The following is a 25,685-nucleotide window of genomic DNA, read 5'->3' on the forward strand; positions in this document are numbered from 1 at the left end:
CCGCAGGCTCCGGTTCAGAATGACGGATTCCGACAACCAGACAACTTGACAACCCGAAAACCATTATAACAATTACAACCACTATAACCATTACAACAATCACAACCACTAAATCCCCTTCCCTTATGTTTCGAAACCACTTGATCATCGCCTGGAGAAATCTAAAGAGAAATAAACTTAGGACAGCGACCCATATTTTGGGATTGTCAATAGGGATTTCTATCTGTTTTTTGATTTTCAACATCGTTTGGTACTCAAACAGTTTTGACAAATTCCATCCTGATACCGAACAGATATTCAGGGTAGGGATGATTACTGATTTTGGGGATGGGGAATTCCCGAATTCCGGAACTCCCGGTCCATTGGGAGAAGTGATCGACAAAGAATTGACCGGCATAGCGCAAAAGGGGAGGCTTTATACCCTTTGGGAGACCTTGGTGTTTTTGCCTGAGGGACAAAAAGTGATGGGAAGGACCAATAACGTGACTTTTGCAGATGCAGGGTTTTTCCAGATTTTTCCAAGAAAATGGCTTGCCGGAAGTCCTGAAAATTCCCTTGCAAATCCCTACACAGCCGTCATCAGCCATGCTTCCATGCAAAAGTATTTTCCCGGGCAGGAACCTTCCCAGGTTTTGGGCAAGGAGATTTTTTACTATGACTCGGACACGATCAATGCTCAGATTACCGGTGTTGTGGCTGACTTTGATGAAAATACGGATTTCCTTTTCACGGATTTCATTTCTTATTCTACAATCAGAAGTATGGATAAAGAAAATTGGTTTGGACTTGACTCTTGGGGCAATGTCAACTCCAGTTCACAACTCTTTATCAAAAAAGAAACCCTGAAGACTGATTCAGACCTACTTGCCGGATTGACAAAAATATCTGAAAAGAACCTCAACCAAGAAGGGGGAAACTCTAGGTTTACGCTGCAGCCCTTGGTAGAAATGCATTTTGACCAATCTGATGGGGGGTCCCAGACAGTATCAAAGGTTTTCTTAAATGGCCTGATATTTATCGGCCTGATCATTTTGTCATTGGCCTGTCTGAATTTTATCAACCTCGAAACAGCACAAGCCATCGGCAGGGCTAAGGAAGTGGGTATCAGAAAAACCCTTGGTGGAGGCAAATCCCAGTTGGTTTTTCAGTTTTTGTCAGAAACGTATCTGATGGTATTCTTTGCCTGTCTTTTGAGTTTGGCGATGGCAGAAGCCTTGGTGTTGGTATTCAGAAATTACCTTCCTTCAGGATTGGAAGTGAATTACCTCAAGCTGGAAAATATAGGTTTTCTGACCCTTATCTCTTTTGTGCTGACCCTATTGGCAGGGATATATCCTTCGCTGATCTTGGCCAATTATGATCCGCAACGTGCCCTCAAAGGGGAGAAGGAACAAAGTGGAAAGTTTTCAATAGGAGTTTTTCTGAGAAAAAATCTCACAGTATTACAATTTGCCAGTTCCATTGCCTTTATCATCTTGGTTTCGGTGATCTCGTTTCAGATGAAATATGTATCCAGCCAACCTTTGGGTTTTGACCGGGATGCGGTGGTATACACACAGTTGCCTTTTATGGCTGGCATAGATAAGGCTGAAAGATTAAGGGAAAGGGTATCTCAGTTTAGTTTTGTGAAAAGTGCAAGTTTGAGCGGAGATTTGGTTTCCTCGGACGGGCTTTGGACTTCGGATATCTATGTCCCACAGGATACTTCTGAAACCCGCTATTACATTCAGGTCAAGAATATCGATTCGGCATTTGTGTCAGTGAATGGTTTGAAGATCTTGGCAGGAAAAAGCAGTTCCAACCAAACTGATGAAATCATGGTTAACGAAGCCTTTACCAAAGAAATCGGCGTCAACAATCCGGATGAAGTGGTTGGGAAATTGGTGAGGTTCGGTGCCAACCAGAGGAAAATCACTGGAGTGGTCAATGATTTTAATTCACGGACTTTGCGAGAAGAAATCCGTCCGATGGTGCTTACTTATGTACCTGAAGGTTTTAATGTGCTGAATGTCAAATTAGAAAGCGGTTATAACCTAGCCCTCGCCAAAGCAGAAATGGAGGGAATCTTCAAAGAGATATATCCCTACGACGCCTCAGAATTCAAGTTTTTAGATGAAGCGATTGCTACGTTTTATGAAGAGGATTTGAAGATCAGAAATGTGCTGGGAATGGCCTGCATCCTTGCAGTCATCATATCAGCTTTGGGATTGTTTGGACTTTCTTCTTATACCATTGCGCAGCGAACCAAAGAAATCAGTATCAGAAAAGTATTGGGCGCGTCCATAGTGCAGATTTTGGGACTAATATCAAGGGAATATGTTATCCTGATTTTGGTTTCCTTTGTTTTGGCGGTGTATCCTGCTTATTATTTTCTAAACGAATGGCTGAATTCCTTCAGCTACAAAGTAGAAATGCCATATTTCATTTATGGGCTTTCGGGTCTTGGTGTCATGTCACTTTGTCTCCTGATCGTAGGTTTACATTCCTATTCAGCGGCACAGACCAATCCTGCGAAGATTCTGAAAGATGAATGAGTTTATGAAGACACAAGATGCAAGACACAAGAAGCAAGATTTGGGGAATTCAGAATTATGAGTTTATAATTAGAAATGTGGGAGAAGCGAGAAGCGAGAGACGAGACTTTAAAAATTTTGAATTAGGAATGATGAAAAAAAAATCTCGATTCCGAAACCAGACAACGTGATAACTCGACAACCTGACAACGCGAAGCAGACAACCATTACAACTATTACAACCACTAGAACTATTACAACCATTTAAACAAAACGAGCCTCAAAACATTAATCTAGACCTACCATGTGGACATACTACCTAAAAATAGCTTGGCGTAACCTGAGGAAAAACAAACTTTTCTCTTTCCTCAATATTTCCGGACTATCTATCGGGATGGCTGTATGTATTCTAATAATGCTTTTTGTCAGTTATGAGCGGGATTTTGATGGTTTCCAAACCAAAAATACTTACCGTCTCAATGAAGTTCAAAAGTGGGAGGGAATGGTTTCTCCACAAAAGGTAGCATTGACCATGTACCCCATGGGTCCTACATTATTGGAGGAAATGCCTGAAGTAGAAAACTTTACCCGGCTAACCCAAGGTGGTGAAATGGTACTCAGAAACGGAGAAAAAGAAACTTCACTTAAAAATATCTTATGGACGGATTCTACATTTTTTGACCTATTTGATTTTAGGATGTTGGAGGGAGATCCAAATTCTGCCCTGAAGGAACCTAATAGCATGGTGCTGACGGCCTCTTCTGCAAGACTGATCTTTGGTGATGAATCTGCGATTGGAAAGACAGTTTTCAGTTCCGCTCAGGACAGTAGTTTTTATAGGATTACCGGTGTGATGGAAGATATCCCGGCAAATTCACATTTGCAATTTGAAGGTTTGACCTCTTTTAGCACCTACTTTAGTCCTCAGGCGATGGGTGATTGGGAAGCAAATTGGTATACGACTTACCTCAAATTGGCAGATGGAGCAAACATTTCAAATCTCGAATCCAAATTTCCAGACTACCTCGTGTCCCATTTAGGGGAGGAAAGGGCGAAAGAGTTCGAGCTTTTCCTGCAACCGATCCAAGAAATCCATGCAAATTCATCAGAGATTACCCATGATTATTTTAATTACAGAAAATTTGATGGAGCCTATACACAGGTATTTTTTTACATCGCGCTCATAGTGCTCTTTATTGCAGGGATCAATTTTGTAAACCTCTCCTCCGCAAAGTCCATAGGAAGGTCCATGGAAATCGGGGTGAGGAAAGCTTCAGGGGCTTCCAAACCACAATTGTTTATCCAGTTTATCGGAGAATCGGTTTTTATCAGTCTGATAGCCATGTTTTTTGCCATTGGGTTGGTCTCCATTGCTTTGCCATATCTTAATGAATTCAGCCAGAGACAATTGGATTTCCCTTTGTTTAGTAATCCTTTTCTACTGCTCAATCTCATTTTAGGGGCTGTTGCGGTGGGCATGCTTTCCGGAACTTATCCGGCTTTATACCTTTCTAATTTCCGTCCGGCAAAAGTTTTGAAAGGTTCGCCTGAAGTCGGAAACAAAAAATCAGAATTCAGAAATGCACTAGTCGTTGTCCAGTTTGCGGGTGCGGTATTCCTGATTATCACGACACTTTTTGCGACACAACAGATCAGATTTATGCAGGAAAAGGACCTCGGTTTTTCCCATGAACAGGTGCTGACCATTCCCTTGAATCAGCGTTTCTTTTCGAGGTATGAATCCATGAAGCAAGAACTCCTTGCAAATCCAGCCATAGAAAAGGTAACCGGATCGGGTCAACGGCTTGGTAATAATCTCCATCAGACAGGAATTGTATTCCGGGGAGATGGACCTGAAAGAATCCTTTCTACTTCCCATATAGTGGTTGATCCGGATTATCTTGATGTGTATCAAATCGACTTGATTGCGGGTAGGGATTTTGACCAGAACATAAGTTCTGACAACGGCAATGCATTTATCATCAATGAATCACTCGCCAAAGAATTGCTCAAAAGTGAAGGCAATACCCGACCGATTGAATCTTTGATCGGGCAACCCATCGGCTTGGCTTGGATGGATTCTGTGGGACAGATTGTTGGTATTTCCAAGGATTTCAACTTCAATTCACTTCACTATAAGATTGAGTCCTTGGCCATTTTCAACAAAAAAGATTGGGGCTATTCCGAGGTCTCTGTCAAAATCAAAGGCGATGCAGCTCCTGCAGCAATCGCACATATCGAGTCGGTGTGGGACACAATCATACCGGAAGAGGAATTTCAATATAAGTTTTTGGATGACCACTTTAATGAAATGTACCGTTCCGATCAGACTTTGAATACCATTGTCAGCATGCTGACCTTGCTTTCGATCCTAATATCCTGTTTGGGATTGTTTGGGTTGGTGTCCTTCACCACCGAACAGCGGGTCAAAGAAATCGGAATCCGTAAAGTCCTTGGTGCATCTGTTGGTGGCGTGGTGGCGATGCTATCCAAGGATTTTATGAAATTGATATTGGCAGCTATACTGATTGCCATTCCGATTTCATGGTATGTGGTTGACAGCTGGATTCAGGACTTTGCTTACCGGATAGCAATCGAATGGTGGGTATTTCTCCTTGCAGGAATGATCGCAATTGTGATTGCATTGGCAACAGTCAGTTCACATGCTTTCAAAGCCGCTATGATGAATCCTGTGGATAGCCTTAAGAGTGAGTAATTTGTGAGGCGAGAGGCAAGAGACGAGAGGCAAGAGACGAGAAGCGAGAAACAAGACTTGGGGAATTCTGAATTCTGAATGAATAATGAAATAAATGCATGTCGTCACTCTGAGTGAAGCGAAGAGTCTCTTTAAGTGAGATTCTTCACCTCCGCAGGCTGCGGTTCAGAATGACGGATTCAGCAACCTTGCAACCTTCTAACCTTTAAACCATTAAATCTTTCAATTTTAAAATTTTCCAATCTTTAAATCTTTAGAACCATGTGGAAAAACTATCTGAAAATTGCCTGGAGAAATATCCTGAGAAGTAAAGGGTTTTCCATTATCAATATCGGTGGGTTAGGAATAGGGATTGCAGCTTCTGTTTTGATCTTGATCTGGATCCAATTTGAGCTTTCGATCGACAGGTTTTATGCCCATTCGGATCGGGTTTATGCAGTTTGGCGGAACACCACTATAGATGGGGAAGTGATGAGTTGGGATTATACACCTGCGCCTTACGGTCCAGCATTGAAAGACAAGTTTCCTGAAGTGGAAGCAACCACAAGGCTTACAGAATGGGACCCGCATCTATTGACGGTAGGATCAAACAGCTTCTATGAAAAGACAACTTTTGTGGATCCCGGTTTCTTTAAGTTGTTTACTTTTGAAGTCATTTCCGGTGATACCGAGTCTGCTTTGTCTGTTCCGGATGGAATTATTCTTACCAAAACTGTTGCAGAAAAGCTTTTTGGAAAGGAAGACCCAATGGGAAAATCAGTAGTTTTAGAAAAGCAACTTGATTTCCAGGTCATGGCCGTGGTCCAGGATTTACCACAAAACACCAACTTCAATTTCACTGTCTTTTTGCCATTCAAAAAACTGGAATCAATGGGTTGGGCGGATTCTTTTTGGGGCAATAATTCTTACAGGACTTTTGCAATGCTTCATGAAAGTACAGATGTAAATGAATTCAATGAAAAATTCGCAGGATTTACTGCCATGAATTCGGAAGACAAAAGCGTAAGCGATTTTTTGTTCCCCATGTCTGACCTGCATCTGTATTCTAAATTTGAAAACGGTGTTTCTGTCGGCGGCAAGATCGAACTGATACGATTGTTTGGAGGAGTTGCGCTTGTCATTTTGCTATTGGCCTGTATTAATTTTATCAACCTCAGTACTGCCCAAAGTGAAAACAGGGCAAAGGAAGTCGGAGTAAGAAAAATCTCCGGTGCAGGTCGCGGGATGTTGGTTTGGCAGTTTTTGGTCGAATCGGTCATGATCGCCTTGTTTGCTTATGGATTTGCCATGACAATAGTTGCGATCGCCTTGCCTTACTTCAGTAATTTTAATGGGAAGGAACTTCAAAGCCCATTTACTCAGCCTTTGTTTTGGGTGATTTCTTTTGTCTATGTCATCGTCATCGGGATATTGGCCGGAAGTTATCCTGCTTTTTTGATGAGTTCCTTCAAAGCTACTTCAGTATTCAAACTGAAGTTGAATGCCAAGAAATATTGGGTCAATCCACGTGAAGCTTTGGTAGTTTTCCAATTTGCAGTGGTAGCCATATTGATTTCGAGCGTATGGATTATCCGCGATCAGATGAACCATGTCCAAAACAGAGATCTTGGGTTGGACAAGGAAAACCTAATTTACCATCAGGTCTCCGGAACAATGCAGAATAACATGGTGGCTTTCCGCAATGAATTGTCGGCTTTGAAAGAGGTCAATTCTGTTAGTTATACTTTTTCTCCCATTACAGAGCTGCATAGTGATACCAATACGATGAAATGGCAGGGCAAAGATGATAGTTACAGACCTACCATGTACCGAATGGGAGCAGATGCGAATTTGGTTGAAACTGCCGGTTTTGAACTGATTGCAGGAAGGGATATCGATGTATATACTTTCCCAAGTGACAGCAATGCAGTATTGATCAATGAGACCGCAGCAAAGAGAATGGGATTTGAAGATCCTTTGGGACAGGTGATCCAAGACGATGAGCTGAATTTTACTGTTGTCGGCGTGGTGAAGGATTTTATAATGGAATCGCCTTTTGATGAGGTATTGCCTATTTTGGTCTTTGGTCCCAAAAGAAATCTGAGTTTTATCCATGTCCGCCTAAATCCTGGAGAGGACTATTCCGAAATAATGGCAAATGTTGAAGCTGTATTTGCAAAGTTCAACCCCGGAGCTCCTTTTGATTATAATTTTGTAGATCAGGTCCATGCCCGAAAGTTTGAATCCCAGAATCGTACGGCTCAATTGACCGGATTATTTACAGTCTTGGCTGTTCTCATTTCCTGCATGGGGCTTTTTGGATTGGCTACTTTCATAGCAGAGCAAAGAAGAAAAGAAATCTCAGTCAGGAAAGTTCTAGGAGCATCCATTCCCGGTTTGGTGAGGTTGATATCATCCGAATTTACAAAGTTGGTCCTGATTGCAGTATTGGTAGGAATTCCGGTAACATGGTATTTCATGGATTCTTGGTTGGAAACCTTTGATTATAGAATCTCCATCGATTGGAAGATTTTCCTTTGGACAGCGCTTGCGGCTTTGGGGATCGCATTTTTGACCGTCAGTTCGCAGGCCATCAAAACCGCCATGATCAATCCTGCCAAGGTTTTGAAAAGCGAGTGATTTGGATGAAGTGAGAGCCAATAAATGAGACTTGGAGAATTTATGATGGTGATTTCAGAATACCGGGTTCTCTTCTACGAGATAACCTTACAACCCGACAACAATAACAAAGTGAAGCAGACAACCATTACAACAACTAGAACCATTACAACATTTAGAATCAGATTAAATGAGTTTCCTCACCTTTGCAGGCTGCAGTTCAGAATGACGGATTTCCAAACCCGACAACATTGACAACCTGATAACTCGAAGCAGAGAACCATTACAATCAGTAGAACAATTACAACAACTAAAACAATTAGAACTGTAACACTCAAATAACACAAATTTTCATCACCGCAATCACTGAGGGTAGTTCTGAATTTTGAACCCCGATATTTTTCAATTTGGGTTATTTTAGGTCTTCCTCTTCCTATTTGCTTTTCTATTGGGAAAATAAATCCATTGCTTGGGACAAAAAAAGCAGGTGTTCGTCCCGACCTACATTTTTTTGTATTTAATAATCAATATAATTGATATAAAGTATTTGTTGGTTGTAATTAATCTGTAAAAACATCAGCTTAATCCCATTCTGCATATCAAAATTCACCCAATCCTATCTTTTGTTTTTTTCAAAATATGTCCTAAACCTTGAGCGAACTCATGAATAGATTTCTTAAATACCTGAACTACCTTGAAAAATAGGTAGAAATTAGTTTTCTAATTTAAATAAACCAATATGAATAGAATTATACTCAATGAATACTCTCAATGGCAGAAGTATCCTATTTCCTCGAATAAATGGAAGCATATTTCCACCTCTTTCTGGAGTTTATCCTTTTTGGCATTCTTCCTGACGATGGTGCCATTACTGGCCCAAACCCCCAAATTCTTTGGACTAACTTCTTTAGGAGGAAAAGATGGTAATGGGGCAATTATTGAATATGATATCAATAGCAAATCCTTGAGGGACCCTGCACCCACAGGTTTTTCTAATTTTGCGCCTGGTTTATCACCCCAACATAATCTGACAGAATTAAATGGAAAGCTGTACGGGATAACTTCAGCTGGTGGAAGTTTTTTGGGTGGCGTTCTTTTTGAATATGACCCAAACACAAGAGTTTATTTAAAAAAGCTTGAGTTTGGAATAGGTTCTTTAACAGAAGGCGGTTTAACTGTTCGCGACGGTAAATTGTATGGGACAATATTTGGCACGGATTTTCGAGGCGATCCAAATCCAGGAGTTATTTTTGAATACGATCCAATCCTAGAAATATATAGTACAAAGTACCAATTTAACCAAGCAAATGGTGCCTTTCCTTCAGGCAGTTTAATAAACGTTGATGGAACCTTATTCGGAATGACTCAATTTGGGGGAAATTTTAATAAAGGGGTGATTTTCTCTTATAATCCAGGCAGCGACACTTACAATAAAATTCATGATTTTAATGGTACAAATGGAGAAAAACCCTTTGGTAGTTTAACGCTTTTTAATAATGATTTATATGGGACCACTACCTTAGGAGGTTCTTTCAATAGTGGTGTTTTGTTTGTGGTTAGTGGAGGTGATTATTCTGTGTTACACAATTTTATAGATGGTGATAGTGGTTCCGGTATCCCTCATGATGGTAGTTTAACAGTCTACAATGATAGACTATTTGGTACGAGAGTAATAGGTGGATCGAATGATTTGGGATTTGTCTTTGAGTTTGATCCAGTTCTTAGGAGTATAACAAAATATGATTTTGATGGGAGTAATGGTAGTACTCCATTTGGGAGTTTAACACTTTTCAACGGTAAATTATACGGGATGGCATCTGAAGGGGGACCACTTAATTTTGGAGTTCTTTATGAATTTAACTTTGATGAAAAGTTGATTTCCCCAAATTACTACTTTGATAAAGTGAATGGTAACTTCCCTCGTAGTAATCTAACATCCTTTAATGGCAAATTGTACGGTATGACTCCTAATGGTGGTTTAAATGATGGTGGGGTGATTTTTGAATTCGAACCCAGTACTCTCCATTATACCAAAAAACTGGATTTTAATGAAACGGATGGTAGTTATCCCACTGGGAGTCTAATCAACTATAATGGCAAGTTATTCGGAACTGCTGATGCAGGTGGGAAAGATAATCTGGGAGTTCTCTTTGAGTATGATCCTGCTACTGAAAGATACACGAAGAATATTGATTTTGTTGGAGATAATGGTAGTGGGCCAAATGGGGCTTTAACGGCTTATAACGGTAAGCTATATGGAATGACTGCCAAAGGTGGAAGGTTTATAGATCATGGTTTAATCTACGAATATGACCCGGTTACCAAAACCTACACCAAACAGCACGAATTTGATGGAACTAATGGTAGCAGCCCTCAAGGAGGTTTAACGGAATATGACGGGATTTTGTATGGGATGACTTCTCGTGGGGGGAATAGTGGAGTTGGTGTTTTATTTGGTTATGACCCAAGAACGAGGGGATTGATGCTATATGATTTTGATATGACAAACGGAGTTAGTCCCAGGGGTAATTTAACAGTTTATAATGGCAAAATATACGGAACGACTTCAGGTGGCGGTTCCGGTAATGGGGGAGTTTTATTTGAATTCGATCCTTTAAGTGGTGTAATTACTGAAAAGTACAATTTCGATCAGAATAACGGTTGGTTTCCAAATGGTAGTTTGATTTTATATGGAGACAAACTATATGGGATGACCAGTCAGGGTGGTAGACCAGATAAAGGTGTTATTTTTGAGTACGATCCGGTTACAAATATTTATATCAGTAAACACGCATTTGGAGGAATTGATGGTGACGCTGCTGTTGGTAGTTTAACGGAATATAATGGGAAGCTTTACGGGATGACGTCTAGAGGAGGTGTGGATACTTGGGGAAATGTATTCGAATACGATCTCAGATATGAAACCTTTGTCAGCAATGCAGAATTTAACTTTAGTAACGGTGCAGTTCCTCTTGGATCATTCACGTTGTTTACTCCTCCTCCTGCTGAATTGGACCTTTCAGCGACCAAAGAAGATGAATCTTGCCCCGGAAGTAACGGAAGCATTGACCTGACCATAAGCGGGGCTAGCGGAACGACCGTCATCTCCTGGACAGGACCGGATACATATACTGCTGACGTAGAAGATTTGAATAACCTAGCCGCAGGTATATATAAGGTAGTGGTCACGGATGATGCAGGTGCTACCGGAAGCCTTGAGGTAGAAATCCTATTGACGCCTGATACGGAAGATCCCATTATTTCCTGTCCTGACGATATCAACGAGACGGTTGCCTTCGGAGAAACAGGAAAAACGATCAGCTATAGCGATCCGTCTTTCAGCGATAACTGTACAGGAGCAGGGATTGAATTGAAATCAGGATTTGCAAGCGGAGCAACTTTTCCTGTAGGGGAGACTATAGTTACTTACCTAGCAACAGATGCAGCAGGCAATACCGCCGAATGTAGCTTTAAAGTGACAATCATGGAAGATGCTGATGCGGTAGACCCAATAATCAACAACTGTCCGACAGACATCACCGTGTCCAACGATCCGGGTGACTGCAGTGCGGCAGTCAGTTGGACTGCACCGACTGCGAACGACAACAGCGGTTCTGTAGACTTAGTCAGCAACTTTGAGCCGGGTGCGGTATTCCCTGTGGGGACTACAAAAGTTACCTACACCGCTACCGATGCAGCAGGCAATCAGGTGACCTGTAGTTTTGATGTAACTGTAGCAGATGATGAATTGCCGGTGATTGGATCAGTATCTGATATCGATGTAAGCGTTCCGTCAGGTCAGACAGTCACCAGTGTGTCGGTTCCCGAGCCTTCGGTATCTGACAACTGTTCTGCCACGGTCACAGGATTAAGAAGTGACGGTAAAGATCTTGGAGAGCCATTTGGGTTAGGAGAGACTACTATTACATGGTCAGCGGAGGATCCTTCCGGAAATGATGCTGTGGAAGTGATCCAGAAAGTGACTGTCACTCAAAGTGAGCCTCCTTTGTCCATTACAGGCTTTACTTTGATCAATGCCGGGACGGATGCAGATATTTTGACAGTTATAGACGGGCTCCAGATCAGCCTGAATCAGGTTCAGGGCTTAAGCCTGAACATAAGGGCAAATACCAATCCATCAGTGGTGGGGAGTGTTTACCTCACAATCTCGGGACCTGTAAACCGTACTTCAACAGAAAATGTAGCACCATATGCGCTCTTTGGTGACAATAACGGCAATTACTCAGGAAGGACGCTGCCTGAAGGGACCTATACCCTGACGGCAAGGGCTTATTCGGCTTCCAACAGAGGCGGCACAGCCGGAATCCTATCTTCCATCCAATTCTCCATCGTAGCACCTTTAGTTGCTGTGACAGGGGTAACGGTAAGTCCATCGACAGCCACCATTAATGAAGGCAGTGCATTTCAGCTGACAGCAACAGTATTCCCGTCTAATGCGACAGACAAGGCAGTGAACTGGAGCAGTTCCGACGAATCGGTTGCTACGGTAAACGAAAACGGATTGGTGACGGGACATGCTACAGGGCAGGCGTCCATCACTGCGACTACAGTCAACGGAGGGCTCATGGCCTCTTCGACGATCACCGTACAGGCTGTTCCAAACTTTGACATCGAATCATTTACCCTTGTAAATGCAGGAACGGATTTGGATATTATGACTGTTACAAATGGTCTTCAGATCAGCCAAAGCGAAGTTCAGGGACTGAGTCTGAACATCAGGGCAAATACAAATCCATCGGTAGTAGGAAGTGTGTACCTGAAGCTATCAGGTCCGGTAAACCGTACAACAACTGAGAATGATGCCCCATATGCCCTGTTTGGGGATAAAAATGGCAATTATTCAGGAAAGACACTGTCTCCGGGAACCTATACGCTGACAGCAAGGGCGTATTCCGAGAGCAAGAGAAGAGGTACGGCGGGACCTGAAAAGACCATTACTTTCTCCATAGTCAACAATTCATTAAGGATAACAAATGAAACTGACCCCGCTGCAAATGAATCCATGGAGAAGGAAAGACCAGGCATGGAAATCCAGAGCGGATATTCCCTGAAGGCATTCCCTAATCCGGTAAAGGATGGCAGGGTAAGTATAATGGACAGCAGGTTTAAGGAAGGAAAAGTGAAGTACATCCTGTACAGCATCAACGGTGCGAAACTGACTGAAGGGGAAGCAGAAATCGGAGAAGGCAAAACCATCCGATTGGACTTCTCAGGAAACGTCAACCAGGCAGGAATGTATATCCTGATCCTTGACAGCGATGTTTATCTGGCTCCTTTACGTGTACAACTGATCTTTGAGTGATGTTGAATGCCGGTTATCACCGGTAAACTGAGAATACAAATTGAATAAAAACCCGGGTAAATCTGACCATTGATATAAGGTTGGGCTTCCCCGGGTTTATGTTTTTGGGGAAGTCGGCTTTGGAAAAAACCAGATATTGATGACAGCGACTATCAGGCAACCAATAAGATCCAAGAGGCAGGAACAAGGGAAATTTTGAATTTAGAATGATAAATTAATAATGAGAGTCTTAGAGGCAAGAAGCAAGAAACGAGACAAAAGAAATTTGGAATTTATAAGTGAAGCGAAGTGTCTCACTAGTCAAAGTGATTCTTTACCTCCGCAAGCTCCGGTTCAGAAGAACGGATTCCTCAACCTGACAACCTGATAACGCAAAGCAGACAACCATTACAATCAGTAGAACAATTACAACAACTAAAACAATTAGAACTGTAACACTCAAATAACACAAATTTTCATCACCGCAATCACTGAGGGTAGTTCTGGATTCTGTTCTTAGATTTTTTTCATTTTGGTTACTTTTTGACATGCCTTTTCCTTCCCGATTTCAAGTGGGTAAATAAAATCATACGTTGGGACAGAAAGAGAAAGCGTTTGTCCTAGACTGTGTTTTTCTGTGCTTGAACATCATTATTTTTAAACAAAGGTATCAGCATGAATTATCCCCAATTTAATGGTAAGATTTCTTAGACTATTGACCTAAGGTTGGATACCAAACTGTTTATTGTTTATATCTAAAAATAAATTCCTCAAATATGAATTTCTCCAGAAGATTATTTTTAAAAAAATCAATTGCTGCCTCTGTGGTATCCACATTGATTTCTATTCCTTCGGCAGTATTGGCTTTGGGAGACCCCAAGTCAATCAGTTGGGTACATCTCGGTCCGGGAATAGATGAAGAGAACCTGAAGAATCTCATGGACTCCAACTATGCAAGAAATTCTGCCCTGATTTTTATCAATTCGGGTAGGTATAGAAATACAAAGGATATGATTGGTATCGGTCCATCAGGATCAATTGCCCAACTGATCAATTTTGACCCCGGCCTTTTACAGCTTTCTGATGATGACTTGCAAAAGAAAATAGCGGAAGCGCCGTACCCTCTAATAAATTCAAATTTTGATAAAAGTACAAGAGGCGGTTTGGCTGCTCTCCAAGAAAAGGTGGTTATCAAATTGAATGGAAAAAAGATCGGAGTATTAGGTATTGCCTTTACTGGAAGTAACCAGAGTATCACCCAAATTCTCAACATAATCCAAGCAAAAAGTCAAGAATTGAAAAATGAAGGATGTGATAAGGTCATCTGTTTGTTGGAAAATCCCAAAGATGTTTTTCCTTATTTGAATTATAGAGACTTTGTAAAAAGCAGCAAAGATGTCGATTGGTTTTTTACAGATTCAGACACATCAGAAAAGTCAAAAAGCTTTTCTTTAAGAAACAAAGATAATCAGGAAGTATTTCTTCAAGTTAACTCCGAAAATTCCAAAAATTTTGGAGTTACTACCATCAACCAGCATAAAGGAGCTTTTAATCACTACATCATTTAATCATTTAAAACTATGGATCCATTTATCGGACAAATCATGGAGACAGGTTTCAATTTTGCCCCTCCAGGCTGGGCATTTTGTGACGGTTCTCTTTTACCAATTTCAGAATATGATGCTTTGTTTGCATTGATAGGTACTACTTATGGCGGAGATGGTCAAACAACCTTTGCACTGCCCGATCTTAGGGGGCGTAGTGCGCTTCATGCAGGTCAGGGACCAGGTTTGCCTTCTAATTCTGTGGGTCAAACGGGGGGTGCTGTTTCTACCACTTTGACAGTAAGTAACCTTCCTCCCCATAATCATACCATTCAGGCTTCATCAGCGGCTGGAACCCAATCAAATCCTGCCAATGCCTTCCCTGCCAATGCCAATGTGATACCTGAGCGGGGAGCAGATCCAATTGGCGTCAACGCCTATGCTTCAAATCCAAATACGACGATGAATCCTATCATGGTTGGGAATGCAGGCGGTGGTCAACCCTTTGACAATATGCCTCCTTATTTGGCAGTAAATTATATTATTGCATTGTTTGGAATTTTCCCTTCACCGGGCTGACATCAGAAAAAACATGAAAATTTCTCGTTTTAATTTTTCTCTTAGTATTTAAACAAAAATATAATGGAAACACCATATATAGGACAAATCATGGTAGTAGGATTCAATTTTGCCCCGCGAGGCTGGGCATTATGCGACGGTCAACTCTTACCGATTGCACAGAATACTGCTTTATTTTCACTATTAGGCACCACCTATGGTGGTAATGGTCAAACAACCTTTGCACTGCCCGATCTTAGGGGACGCATGGCGCTCCATCCAGGTCAGGGTCCGGGCTTGCCCGATTATAGTCTGGGTCAAATGGCGGGGGCACCTTCAACCACTTTGCTTGTCACCAATCTCCCCTCTCACAACCATCAGATTCAAGCTTCATCAGCAGATGGAACCCAATCAAATCCCGGCAATGCCTTCCCTGCCAATGCAAATGTGATACCTGAGCGGGGAGCAGATCCAATTGGAGTCAATGCCCATGCTTCAAATTCAAATACGACAATGAATCCAAGCATGGTCGGGAATGCAGGCGGAGGACAACCCATCAACAATATGCCTCCCTATTTGGCAGTATATCATGTTATTGCACTAGAAGGAATTTACCCTCCAAGACCCTGATATCAGGAAAAAACATAAAAATCTCTCTTTTTTATTTCTCTCTTACTAATTAAACAAAAAAGAAATGGAACCATATTTAGGACAAATCATGATGGTAGCCTTCAATTTTGCCCCGCGAGGATGGGCATTATGCAATGGTTCTCTCTTAGCAATTTCACAAAATCAAGCTTTATTTTCATTGCTTGGCACCACCTATGGGGGAGATGGTCGCACAACCTTTGCACTGCCCGATTTGAGGGGACGCTTGCTAATCCATCCGGGTCAGGGACCGGGTTTGCCCAATTATAGTCAGGGTGAAAGAGCGGGGACACCTACAACCTTTTTATCCGTAAATAACCTTCCTCCCCATAACCATCCTATTCTTGCTTCATCAGCAGCAGGTACCCAATCAAATCCTAGCAATGCCTTCCCCGCCAATGTCAATGTAGTACCTGATCGGGGTGCGGATCCCATTGGCGTCAACACCTATGCTTCAGGTGCAAATGCGGCAATGGCGCCAAGTACGGTCGGGATTACAGGCGGGGGACAACCCTTTAATAATATGCCTCCCTATTTGGCAGTAAATTATATTATTGCACTCCAAGGTATTTTCCCTTCGAGGCCGTAAGGCGTGAAATTGTATTAATTTTTATTTCTTCATTTTAACCTGACTACCATGAAACTTTCGTACCAAAGACAAATATTTTTATTCATCTCCATATGGTTTGCTTGGTCCCAGCAAGGTTTCGGGCAACAAACCACTGTAAACTTTAACAGCTACATCCAAAACCAAGGGCTTTCTAATCCGCATGTGGAGGGAGAATTGAGGTTTGAGGCAATCAAAGGTGCTTCGGCTACTTGCACAGTCTGCGTAGGAATAGATATAAATGAAGGGAAAAACGGTGGTCCTGGATTAGATGACAGTAACCAGGAAATAGGAGGCATAATTGGTTGGAAAATATCCCGGGCAGACGATGCCTCTTTTCAGTTTTTGAGTATTTGGCTTCAGGATCGGGATATTTCAAATGCTTTGGGAACATCTGATTCGGGAACAATCAAAGCATTTAAGGGGGGTGCACAGGTAGGAGGTACAAAAACTATCAATTTTGATAGTGGGACTTCAGGTCTTAAATCTTTTGCCACTGACCCTGATTTTTTTGATGTGGACTATGTTTTAATAGAAGGGGTAGATCTTTTTTTGATTTTAGATGAAGTCACCTACAATGATCCATTTGTTGATGGTGACAATACTGCTCCGGCAGTTTTGGCGATTAACCTGATCGGTGCTCCCCTTAGTACAGCCACATCAGTTACTTACAATGTTGAATTTTCGAAAATCGCACAAAATGTAAGCGTAGACGATTTTGAGTTGACCAAGACAGGCTCTGCAAATGGAACAATAGCTTCGGTTACAGGATCAAATGCCACTTATTCGGTTCTTGTTACGGGATTATCTGGTGAAGGTACCATCAGGTTAGATATCAAGGCAGGTACCGACATCGCCAATGAAAACAATGTAAGCGGCACAGCTGCCTTCACTGCTGGGCAACTACATAACATTAGCCCATGTCTGGTCGAGGACTTTGAAGATGAGACGGATGGCAGTAAGACCTTTTCCTATGGGGGAAATAATTTCTCGATTACGGGAAATTTGGAGGTCCAAACACAAACACCTTCAATTGGAATCAATGGCTCTCGGTATGTATTGCTCAATACGGGATCCGGACCATATATTATCAATTCTCTAACCAAAGATATCGGTTTAAAGAAATTTGCGGTTTTCCTTTCATCAGACGATGCCGGTAATTTCCCTACGAATGATGGTAGTATAACTGTTGTTGGCAAGAAGGATGGTTCCCAGGTTTATTCCATCACAAAAACATCCGGATTCCCGACAGACTTTAGTGCAAATAGCGGATATTACATTTTTGATTTAAGCACAGAAGGAGGAGCAGATAATTCCAAAATCCTCATCGATCAATTGGAGATTTCTTTGGGATCAGCCTTCCAATATATAAACATTGATAATTTCGAATTCTGTATAGATTTAGATGTCATAAACCCGGTCATCGAAAACTGTCCGACAGACATCATTGTATCCAACGATGCGGGTCAATGCGGTGCCGCAGTCAGTTGGACTCCTCCGACAGCGACAGACAACAGCGGTGCAGTAAACTTTGTCAGCAACTTTGAATCGGGTGCGGTATTCCCTGTGGGCACAACAGAAGTAACCTACACCGCTACCGATGAATCAGGCAATCAGGCTACCTGTAGCTTTACAGTAAAAGTAAATGACACTACCCCGCCTGTGCCACCTACTTCACCTGAAACCCTTAATCTTCAGTGTATCGGTGATGTCCCTGCTCCTTATGAGTTGACAGCAATAGACAATTGTAGCGGTGAGATTAAGGCAATGCCGACAGTTACCCAGCAATCAACAGGACCAACAAGTGTTGCCATTAAATACGAATGGGCATTTATCGATGCCACAGGAAACGCAGTCTTTGTGGAACAAATAATTAATGTGAGTGATAATCTTGCTCCCGTGCCACCGACTGCACCTGCGGATTTGAATCTTCAGTGTGGAAGTAATATCCCGGGATCTATTGAGTTAACTGCGATAGATAATTGTGATGGTAAGATAACAGTTAACCCATCAATACAATTGAAACCCGGTGCTTCACCAAATGATTTTGAATTAATCTATACCTGGACTTTTACCGATGCTTCAGGAAATTCAAGCAGCATAAGCCAGAAAATCATAGTAAAAGATGATATTGCTCCGGTGCCAACCGCAGCACCTGCGGATTTGAATCTTCAATGCGCAAGTGAGCTTCCGCCAGTGGTGGATCTCACTGCAATTGACAACTGTTTAGGACCGATTACAGTAAGCCCTACAGTAACAATAGCCCCGGGAGCTTCCCCAAGTGATTTTGTAGAGGTTAGGACATGGACTTTTGTTGATGCAGATGGAAATTCAAGCAATGTGAGTCAAAGGATCGTTGTGAGAGACAATATTCCGCCGTCCTTTGAGTTCTGTTCCGGCGACATCAACGAGACAGTTGCTTTTGGTGAAACGGGGAAAATAATCAATTACCTACCGGCTGTAGCTTCCGATAACTGCTCAGTGCCTGCCATAGTATTGACATCAGGTTTGGCCAGTGGTTCGATATTCCCATTGGGTACTACAACTGTTACCTACGTAGCAACAGATGAGGCAGGCAATTCAGCGGAATGCAGTTTTGACGTAACCGTCACCGCTGATCCTGACACCGAGGATCCTGTGATCAGCAACTGTCCTCCGGATTTCTTTGTGTCAAACGATGAAGGTGAGTGCGGTGCTATATTCAGATTGACTGAACCGACGGCTACGGACAACAGCGGTTTTGTAGACTTAGTCAGCAACTTTAAACCAGGTGATTTCTTCCCTGTGGGAACTACCCGAGTTACTTATACCGCCACAGACGCAGCAGGCAATCAGGCCACATGTAGTTTTGATGTGACAGTGGTCGACAACGAATTGCCGGAGTTTGGGTCAGTTTCTGATATCAACGTAACCGTTCCATCAGGTCAGACAGTCACGAGTGTTTCTGTTCCCGAGCCTACGGTATCTGATAACTGTTCTGCCACCGTCACTGGGGTAAGGAATGACGGCATGCAGTTGACAGATCCATATCCTTTGGGCGAGACCACCATCACATGGTCTGCGAAAGATGCTGCAGGAAACGAAGCGGTCGATGTCCAACAAAAAGTAATTGTTGTAGAGGATAAACAAAAAGTGACCCGCTTTGTATTGGTGAACTCACAGACCGACGAAGATCTCTTTGAGATCACGGAAGGCATGGAGATAGATTCAGACCTTGTAAAGGGGATGCAGCTCAACATCCGTGCGGAAACCAATCCATCAGTGGTGGGCAGTGTATTCATGAGGATAACAGGACCTGTGGGTTCCACAAAGACTGAAAACGTGGCACCATATGCGCTCTTCGGTGACAACAACGGGAATTACAGCGGCAGGTCACTTCCAAACGGGAATTATACCATGTCAGCCGTTCCATATACCCTTAGCGGAAGGAGTGGCGAAGAAGGAGTTGCACTGACAGTCAATTTCAGTATAGTCCGTCCTCCAGTTCCAGTCAGCGGGATCAGTGTAGACCCTGCCACAGCAGAAATAGCGACAGGTTCGACAGTACAGCTGACCGCCACCATACAGCCTTCCAACGCAAGCAATAAGGCAGTAATCTGGGGATCTTCTAATTCCGGCATAGCATCCGTCAATTCATACGGATTGGTGACAGGAAATACTCCGGGTCAGGCGATTATCACCGCGACTTCTGAAGACGGCGGCCTGACGGCCTCCGCCACCATCACGGTCGTGGCTGCTCCCAACCTAGGCATTGTATCTTTCACATTGATCAATTCCGACACAGATGTTGATATGTTTGAGTTGACCAATGGCATGGTGATCAACCAGAGCCAGATCAACGGCCTAAAGCTTAACGTGCGTGCGAATACCAATCCATCGATAGTGGGCAGTGTGTACATCAAACTGTCAGGACCTGTGAGCCGAACTACTACTGAGAATGTGGCACCCTATGCGCTCTTTGGCGACAAGAATGGCAACTATTCAGGCAAGACGCTCACTTCGGGAACCTATACCCTGACAGCAATGGCATATTCCGAAAGTGGAAGAAAAGGAACAGCAGGACCTGAGAAGACGATTACCTTTACCATAGTCAGCAATGCCTTCAGGACTGAAACCGAAACCGACAAACCTGAAAATGATGTCATGGAAAATGAAAAACCTGCCATTGAAATCCAGAGAGCCTATTCGCTGAAAGCCTTCCCGAATCCGGTACAAGACGGAAGGGTGAGTATCGTGGACAGCAGGTTCGGGGAAGGGAAAGTGAAGTACATCCTATTCAGCATCACCGGCTCGAAACTGTCCGAAGGGGAAGCCGAGATAGGGGAAGGTAAAGCAATCCGATTGGACTTCTCAGGCAACGTCACACAGGCAGGGATGTATATCCTGATCCTAGATTATGACAAATACCCGTCTCTGCAACGTGTACAGCTGATATTTGAATAATACCTCGTTTTATATAAATGATTAATCCGTCCCGAATCCGGGACGGATTTTTTTTGCATTAGGCCGATTCGAAAGATGTCGTGAGGAAAGGGTCGGGGAGAGGTGGACCAATTACAAATCGGCCGGGATTGCAGGAGATTACAAATCCCACCGGGTCTTGCCGGGATAGTCAATCCCTCAAACTTCAGAATGTACCCCATTTGATCGCGGGCGGGAAGAAAATCCGCCGGGCCGGCAAGGGCCTTGCGGGTTGATAGGATCGGATTTTCTTGACTTTTTGGTTACTTTTTTGTCTAGAAAAAAGTAACATCGGAAAGGAACATGAAGGATTTAAATCAAGGATTGACGGAAACCCAAAAAATTCCCACCAGAAAAAAGAGGGTATTTAACATACTTTTTTCGAAATGGTCTTGGGCCAATTGGAAATTGGCAGGTATGGGAGGGTGGGATTTCAAATCCCACACAGTCGTGGGGAGAGAGCCGGGTTGAGGTGGAGAAACACAAAGACCTTGGGGAATAAATATAGTTCCCATGCCTATCCCAATATATTATATAACTAACATACTTAAAAATAAATGATTCTTTTCTTTGATGAAAGAAATCAAATCGATAACTTAAGCCTTCAGTCTAGGTGGACTGTGCTTTCCTATCTCACATTAACCCCATTTTTATGGATAACAAAGTTTCCATTGAGATCCCACCGGCGGATCTGCAGGCGATCAAGGATGCGATCGCCGTGCTTACAGCCAAGCTGAGTCCGGTACTCGTCGCCCTTACCAACGAACAGCGCAAGAAACGCAACAAGATGGGAGAGGCCTCTCGACCTTATGTAGAAAAGGTCGTGGAATATTCGATTTCCAACCCCCAATTCCTCCCATCTTTTGCCAATGTTGCAGAACTGCAGGCGGACTGGAAGGCCTATCAGGAGCTTACTCCGGTCTACAACGCCCTCAATCAGGTCAACAGCAACCTCAACGACACATTGCTGGAACTGGGGGTGGACCTGATGAAGTTTGCAAATGCCTACTACAATCAGGTCAAGCAGGGCGTAAAGATGGACGTGCCAAATGCCAAGCCCATCGAGGCTGACCTCAAGGTCAGGTACGAACAGAAAGCCCGCAAAAAGGAAAACGGGACCGAATCTTAAACACAGCAGGGAATTGCTGAATGACCAACTGCCGGACATCATGTTCCGGCAGTTTCTTTTTATACAGACTGTCAGTCCTGTGCCTTTCACAAAGACCAAATACCATTTCCAATATAGCCCTTCGAGGTAAAAACATGCCTCATCGCATCTTTGAGATACTATTTTGAGTGTTCAACATGCTTTATCGAGGAAAAAAGACTCGTCATCGCGTCTTGGAGATGGTATTTTGAGTGATGGTCAGACTTTATCGAGGAAAAAACACTCTTTATCGCATCATGGAGAAACTATTTCGAGTTTCGAACTTGCTTTAACGAGAAAAAAAGACGCTCCATCGCATGTTAAAGAAGGTATTTCGAGTGTTGGACATACTTTTTCGAGAAATACTGAATGGTCTGTACGGACAAAGACCACCACGACTTTCTCCCTATCCTTGAAGATAGGGTCCGGGAGAGGTGGATCAATTGCAAATTAGCAGGTATAGGAGGTTGGGATAACAAATCCCACCCATTCGTGGATTAGAAATCCTACCCAGTCTTGGCAGGATAGCCAATCCCTCAAACTTCAGAAAGTACCTCATTTGATCGCGGGCGGGAAGAAAATCCGCCGGGCCGGCAAGGGCCTTTCGGGTTGATAGGATCGGATTTTCTTGACTTTTCGGTTACTTTTTTGTCAAGAAAAAAGTAACATCGGAAAGGAACATGAATGATTTAAATCAAGAATTGACGAAAGCCCAAAACATTCCCTTCAGAAAAAGAGAGTGTCTAGGAGATCAATTTTCTCCCTCTCCTTGAGGACAGGGTCGAGGAGAGGTAGGAAATAGGGCAAGCCAAGTGCATCATTTACAATCTGTCAAAAAAAGAACAGAAGCAAAGAACCCATCGAATGGTTAGTTTCCATCTGCAAGTCTGGTCATAAAGACCTGCACAGGTAAGTGGCTGCCGCGAATAACTTTACTTTCTTTTTTTGCCTTTTCTTAAAGGAAATTTTCTGATTTCCTTGAAATCATCTCCATTTTTGGTAAAAAATTCTTTCAATAATCAAAAAATACCCCGATCACGGTATTTTTATGTTCTTAGGGAATGGGTATGTTTGGTACTATAGTAATTGCTATGAATAAGTATTAATAGCTAACAGTCGGCAGTAGTTATAAAACAAAAACTGAAATTTTCTCATAATCAAGAAAAATGAAAGAGATTAAAACAGACAGTATAATTACAGAAGATAAAATATTATTTTTTGATATGGATGGAACATTAGTTGATACAAACTGGGCAAACTTTCTAGCTTATAATAAAGCTATTAAATCCGTCACAAAAACAGACACAGACCAGACTTACAATACATTAATCCGGTTTAACCGTAGTGTTCTCAAAATTACTGTCCCATGTTTAACAGAATCTGTATATGATATGATAATTCAAGAGAAAGAAAATTTCTACGAAGATTTCTTGCACGAAACAAAACTTATACAAGAAAACGTGGATATTCTCAATAAATATTCACAAACGAATAAGACTGTTTTAGTAACAAATTGCCGTAAAGACAGGGCATTGACCACATTGAATTATTTTGAACTCACAGACAGATTCAGTAAAATATTCTACAGAGAGATTAGTAAACAAAAGCAAAAAATAAATAAGTTTCAAAATGCAATTTCAAAATTGGGAGTTAATCCCAATAACATTATAGCTTTTGAAAATGAAGAAACAGAAATAAATGATGCTCTTGAAGCAGGTATTAAAATTATTAACCCAAAAATAATGTCAATATGAATAGTTTTAAAATTATCTCCACTCAAAGTTGGTATACAAATCCGACAACACAAACACTGCAGACTGGTATTTTTGTCCGCCAAACTATAGATGCTTTTTACCATGAAGATTATCATGGTGGAAATAGCGAAAGGAGAGTAACAATAGGAACAATTGAAAATATTATTACCACTCTAAAAAACCAATTTCAAGACAAGAGTAATGATGTTTTAAATAGGGCTAAGAATAGCATGATTCAAATATTAAAAGCGGATTTACCGCAGATTTTAATTAGAACAGGTAAAAAAAATCTTACTGTTTGCGTTATTCCAAGAGCTAAAGCTGAAACATTTTACTCACACAGTCAATTATTATTTAAACAGGGTGTGAAAGCAGCAATAAATGACCTTATCGGATTTAGTGACGGCACAACGTACATTTCTAGACATAAAAACACCCGTACAACACATTTAGACAAATCAGGTTACGGTGGTGACGGTGACTTACCATATCCTGGCATTATAAAAAAAACCTGCAATATCTCAGGAGATGTAAAAGGTAAAGACATTTTGTTAGTAGATGATTTATACACAAAATCAATTAATATTGACGAAGATGCTATTCAGGCTTTATTAGATAATGGGGCAAATTCTGTTATATTTTACGCTTTAGGCAAAACAGCAGCAAAGTCTTATTAAAAAATCTTCATAATATGAAATATACAGAGAACTCATTAAATATTTTAACTACAAAATCCTACAAGGGAATTGGCAACGCATGGATTGTAAAAAATTTGAAAGGCAATGAGAATGTTGAAACCATTGTAAACCTTCTAAATAAAACAATCAAAGGAGAACCAACTCATATAGATGAGTTTGAAAATCTTAAGAGAAATTTTGAAGCAAAAATTGTAGATAAATTTCAAAATTGCTGTGATGGTTTTGTTGCTTTGGGGGACGATAATTTTCCGAAGTACCGAGGTCATGTAAAAGAAAGCGAACAACCTATTTTTCTTTATTATAAAGGCGATATTGAGTTATTGAGCATTATTAATAAAAATATTTCAGTTATTGGGCTTTTAAATCCTGAAGGCGACATCGAAGAAAGAGAAAGAAAAATAGTGGCTCAGTTTGTAAAAATGGGTGCTACAATAGTAAGTGGATTGGCTTTTGGTTGTGATAGCATTTCCCATCAGCAAGCATTAGATTCTAATGGCAAGACGGTTGCTATTTTGCCAGGTCCATTAACCAATATAATGCCTTCGAGAAATAAAGGTTTAGCATTTCAAATTGTAGAAGATGGTGGACTTCTTGTCACTGAATATGGTAATGACTTTAAAACTCCAATGGAATTAAGCAGTCGTTATAAAGAACGCGACCGACTTCAGGCATTATTTTGTGACACAATAGTTTTAGCGGCAAGCTATGCTCAAAATTCTGCGGAAAGATGGAAAAAGTTTGGGCAAAAACTTGATAGTGGTGCTCGATTGGCAATGGGCTATGCAAGGGATTACAATATTCCTCGTGCGGTGATGTATGACAAGAGTATTGATGAAAACAATCCAATGTTTGACTTGAATAGAGATATTATTAAAGAACAGAAAGACATTACAATTATAACACAGGAAAATTATGTAGAGACAGTCGAAAAAATAATGAATATTAAGACTGCTACTAAAAACCTGAAAATAGAACAAAAAAAACTTTTTGAATAATATTCAAAAATATTGAGCTAGACAGAAATCCTAAAAAATTTAAGCTATTGACAAATTGTTATTTAACTTTTTTAAACAAGTTTTGTAGTTCAATCAAGGAACGAGGCAATAACCTCGATCCTTTTTCCCCCGTGAATATTGTAA

14 protein-coding genes are annotated in these 25,685 nt (G+C 41.7%); all 14 read left to right on the forward strand.

From position 1 onward, the window contains the following. Window positions 1-125 precede the first annotated feature (125 nt). The 14 genes from NK987_RS13080 to NK987_RS13145 all read left to right on the forward strand — a co-directional run bounded on the left by NK987_RS13080 (window position 126) and on the right by NK987_RS13145 (window position 25,541). Window positions 126-2,534, forward strand: coding sequence for an FtsX-like permease family protein (locus tag NK987_RS13080; protein WP_259264209.1), 2,409 nt, complete (start codon window positions 126-128; stop codon window positions 2,532-2,534). A 283-nt stretch (window positions 2,535-2,817) separates the two neighbouring features. Continuing rightward, window positions 2,818-5,229, forward strand: coding sequence for an ABC transporter permease (locus tag NK987_RS13085; protein ID WP_259264210.1), 2,412 nt, complete (start codon window positions 2,818-2,820; stop codon window positions 5,227-5,229). A 261-nt stretch (window positions 5,230-5,490) separates the two neighbouring features. Beyond that, window positions 5,491-7,848 carry an ABC transporter permease gene (locus NK987_RS13090; protein WP_259264211.1) on the forward strand — a complete coding sequence of 786 codons (2,358 nt, stop codon included), beginning with the start codon at window positions 5,491-5,493 and terminating at the stop codon, window positions 7,846-7,848. 24 nt (window positions 7,849-7,872) lie between these two features. Further along, window positions 7,873-8,082: a hypothetical protein gene (locus NK987_RS13095; protein WP_259264212.1), complete on the forward strand. Its 210-nt coding sequence runs from the start codon at window positions 7,873-7,875 to the stop codon at window positions 8,080-8,082. Window positions 8,083-8,566: 484 nt separating this feature from the next. Further along, entirely contained in the window at window positions 8,567-13,150 is a 4,584-nt protein-coding gene (locus NK987_RS13100) for a choice-of-anchor tandem repeat GloVer-containing protein (protein ID WP_259264213.1), read from the forward strand. A gap of 755 nt (window positions 13,151-13,905) precedes the next feature. Next, window positions 13,906-14,697: a hypothetical protein gene (locus NK987_RS13105; protein WP_258423178.1), complete on the forward strand. Its 792-nt coding sequence runs from the start codon at window positions 13,906-13,908 to the stop codon at window positions 14,695-14,697. Between the two features lie 12 nt (window positions 14,698-14,709). Beyond that, a complete protein-coding gene (locus NK987_RS13110) occupies window positions 14,710-15,252 on the forward strand; it encodes a phage tail protein (RefSeq protein ID WP_259264214.1) in 543 nt (180 codons plus the stop codon). A gap of 63 nt (window positions 15,253-15,315) precedes the next feature. Continuing rightward, entirely contained in the window at window positions 15,316-15,861 is a 546-nt protein-coding gene (locus tag NK987_RS13115; protein ID WP_259264215.1) for a phage tail protein, read from the forward strand. Between the two features lie 64 nt (window positions 15,862-15,925). Further along, window positions 15,926-16,468, forward strand: coding sequence for a phage tail protein (locus tag NK987_RS13120; protein ID WP_259264216.1), 543 nt, complete (start codon window positions 15,926-15,928; stop codon window positions 16,466-16,468). A gap of 48 nt (window positions 16,469-16,516) precedes the next feature. Continuing rightward, window positions 16,517-20,929, forward strand: coding sequence for an HYR domain-containing protein (locus NK987_RS13125; protein WP_259264217.1), 4,413 nt, complete (start codon window positions 16,517-16,519; stop codon window positions 20,927-20,929). A 670-nt stretch (window positions 20,930-21,599) separates the two neighbouring features. After that, window positions 21,600-22,076 carry a hypothetical protein gene (locus NK987_RS13130; protein WP_259264218.1) on the forward strand — a complete coding sequence of 159 codons (477 nt, stop codon included), beginning with the start codon at window positions 21,600-21,602 and terminating at the stop codon, window positions 22,074-22,076. 1,184 nt (window positions 22,077-23,260) lie between these two features. Then, the gene (locus NK987_RS13135) at window positions 23,261-23,848 is read left to right on the forward strand and encodes an HAD family hydrolase (RefSeq protein WP_259264219.1); all 588 of its coding nucleotides are present in this window, start codon (window positions 23,261-23,263) and stop codon (window positions 23,846-23,848) included. Continuing rightward, window positions 23,845-24,525: a phosphoribosyltransferase gene (locus NK987_RS13140; RefSeq protein WP_259264220.1), complete on the forward strand. Its 681-nt coding sequence runs from the start codon at window positions 23,845-23,847 to the stop codon at window positions 24,523-24,525. The genes NK987_RS13135 and NK987_RS13140 overlap by 4 nt, the downstream gene beginning before the upstream one ends. 14 nt (window positions 24,526-24,539) lie before the next feature. Further along, window positions 24,540-25,541 (forward strand): DNA-protecting protein DprA, encoded by a 1,002-nt coding sequence (locus tag NK987_RS13145; RefSeq protein WP_259264221.1) that lies wholly within the window; start codon window positions 24,540-24,542, stop codon window positions 25,539-25,541. The last annotated feature ends 144 nt before the right edge of the window (window positions 25,542-25,685 follow it).

This window comes from Aquiflexum gelatinilyticum, assembly GCF_024813435.1.
GTDB lineage: Bacteria > Bacteroidota > Bacteroidia > Cytophagales > Cyclobacteriaceae > Cognataquiflexum > Cognataquiflexum gelatinilyticum.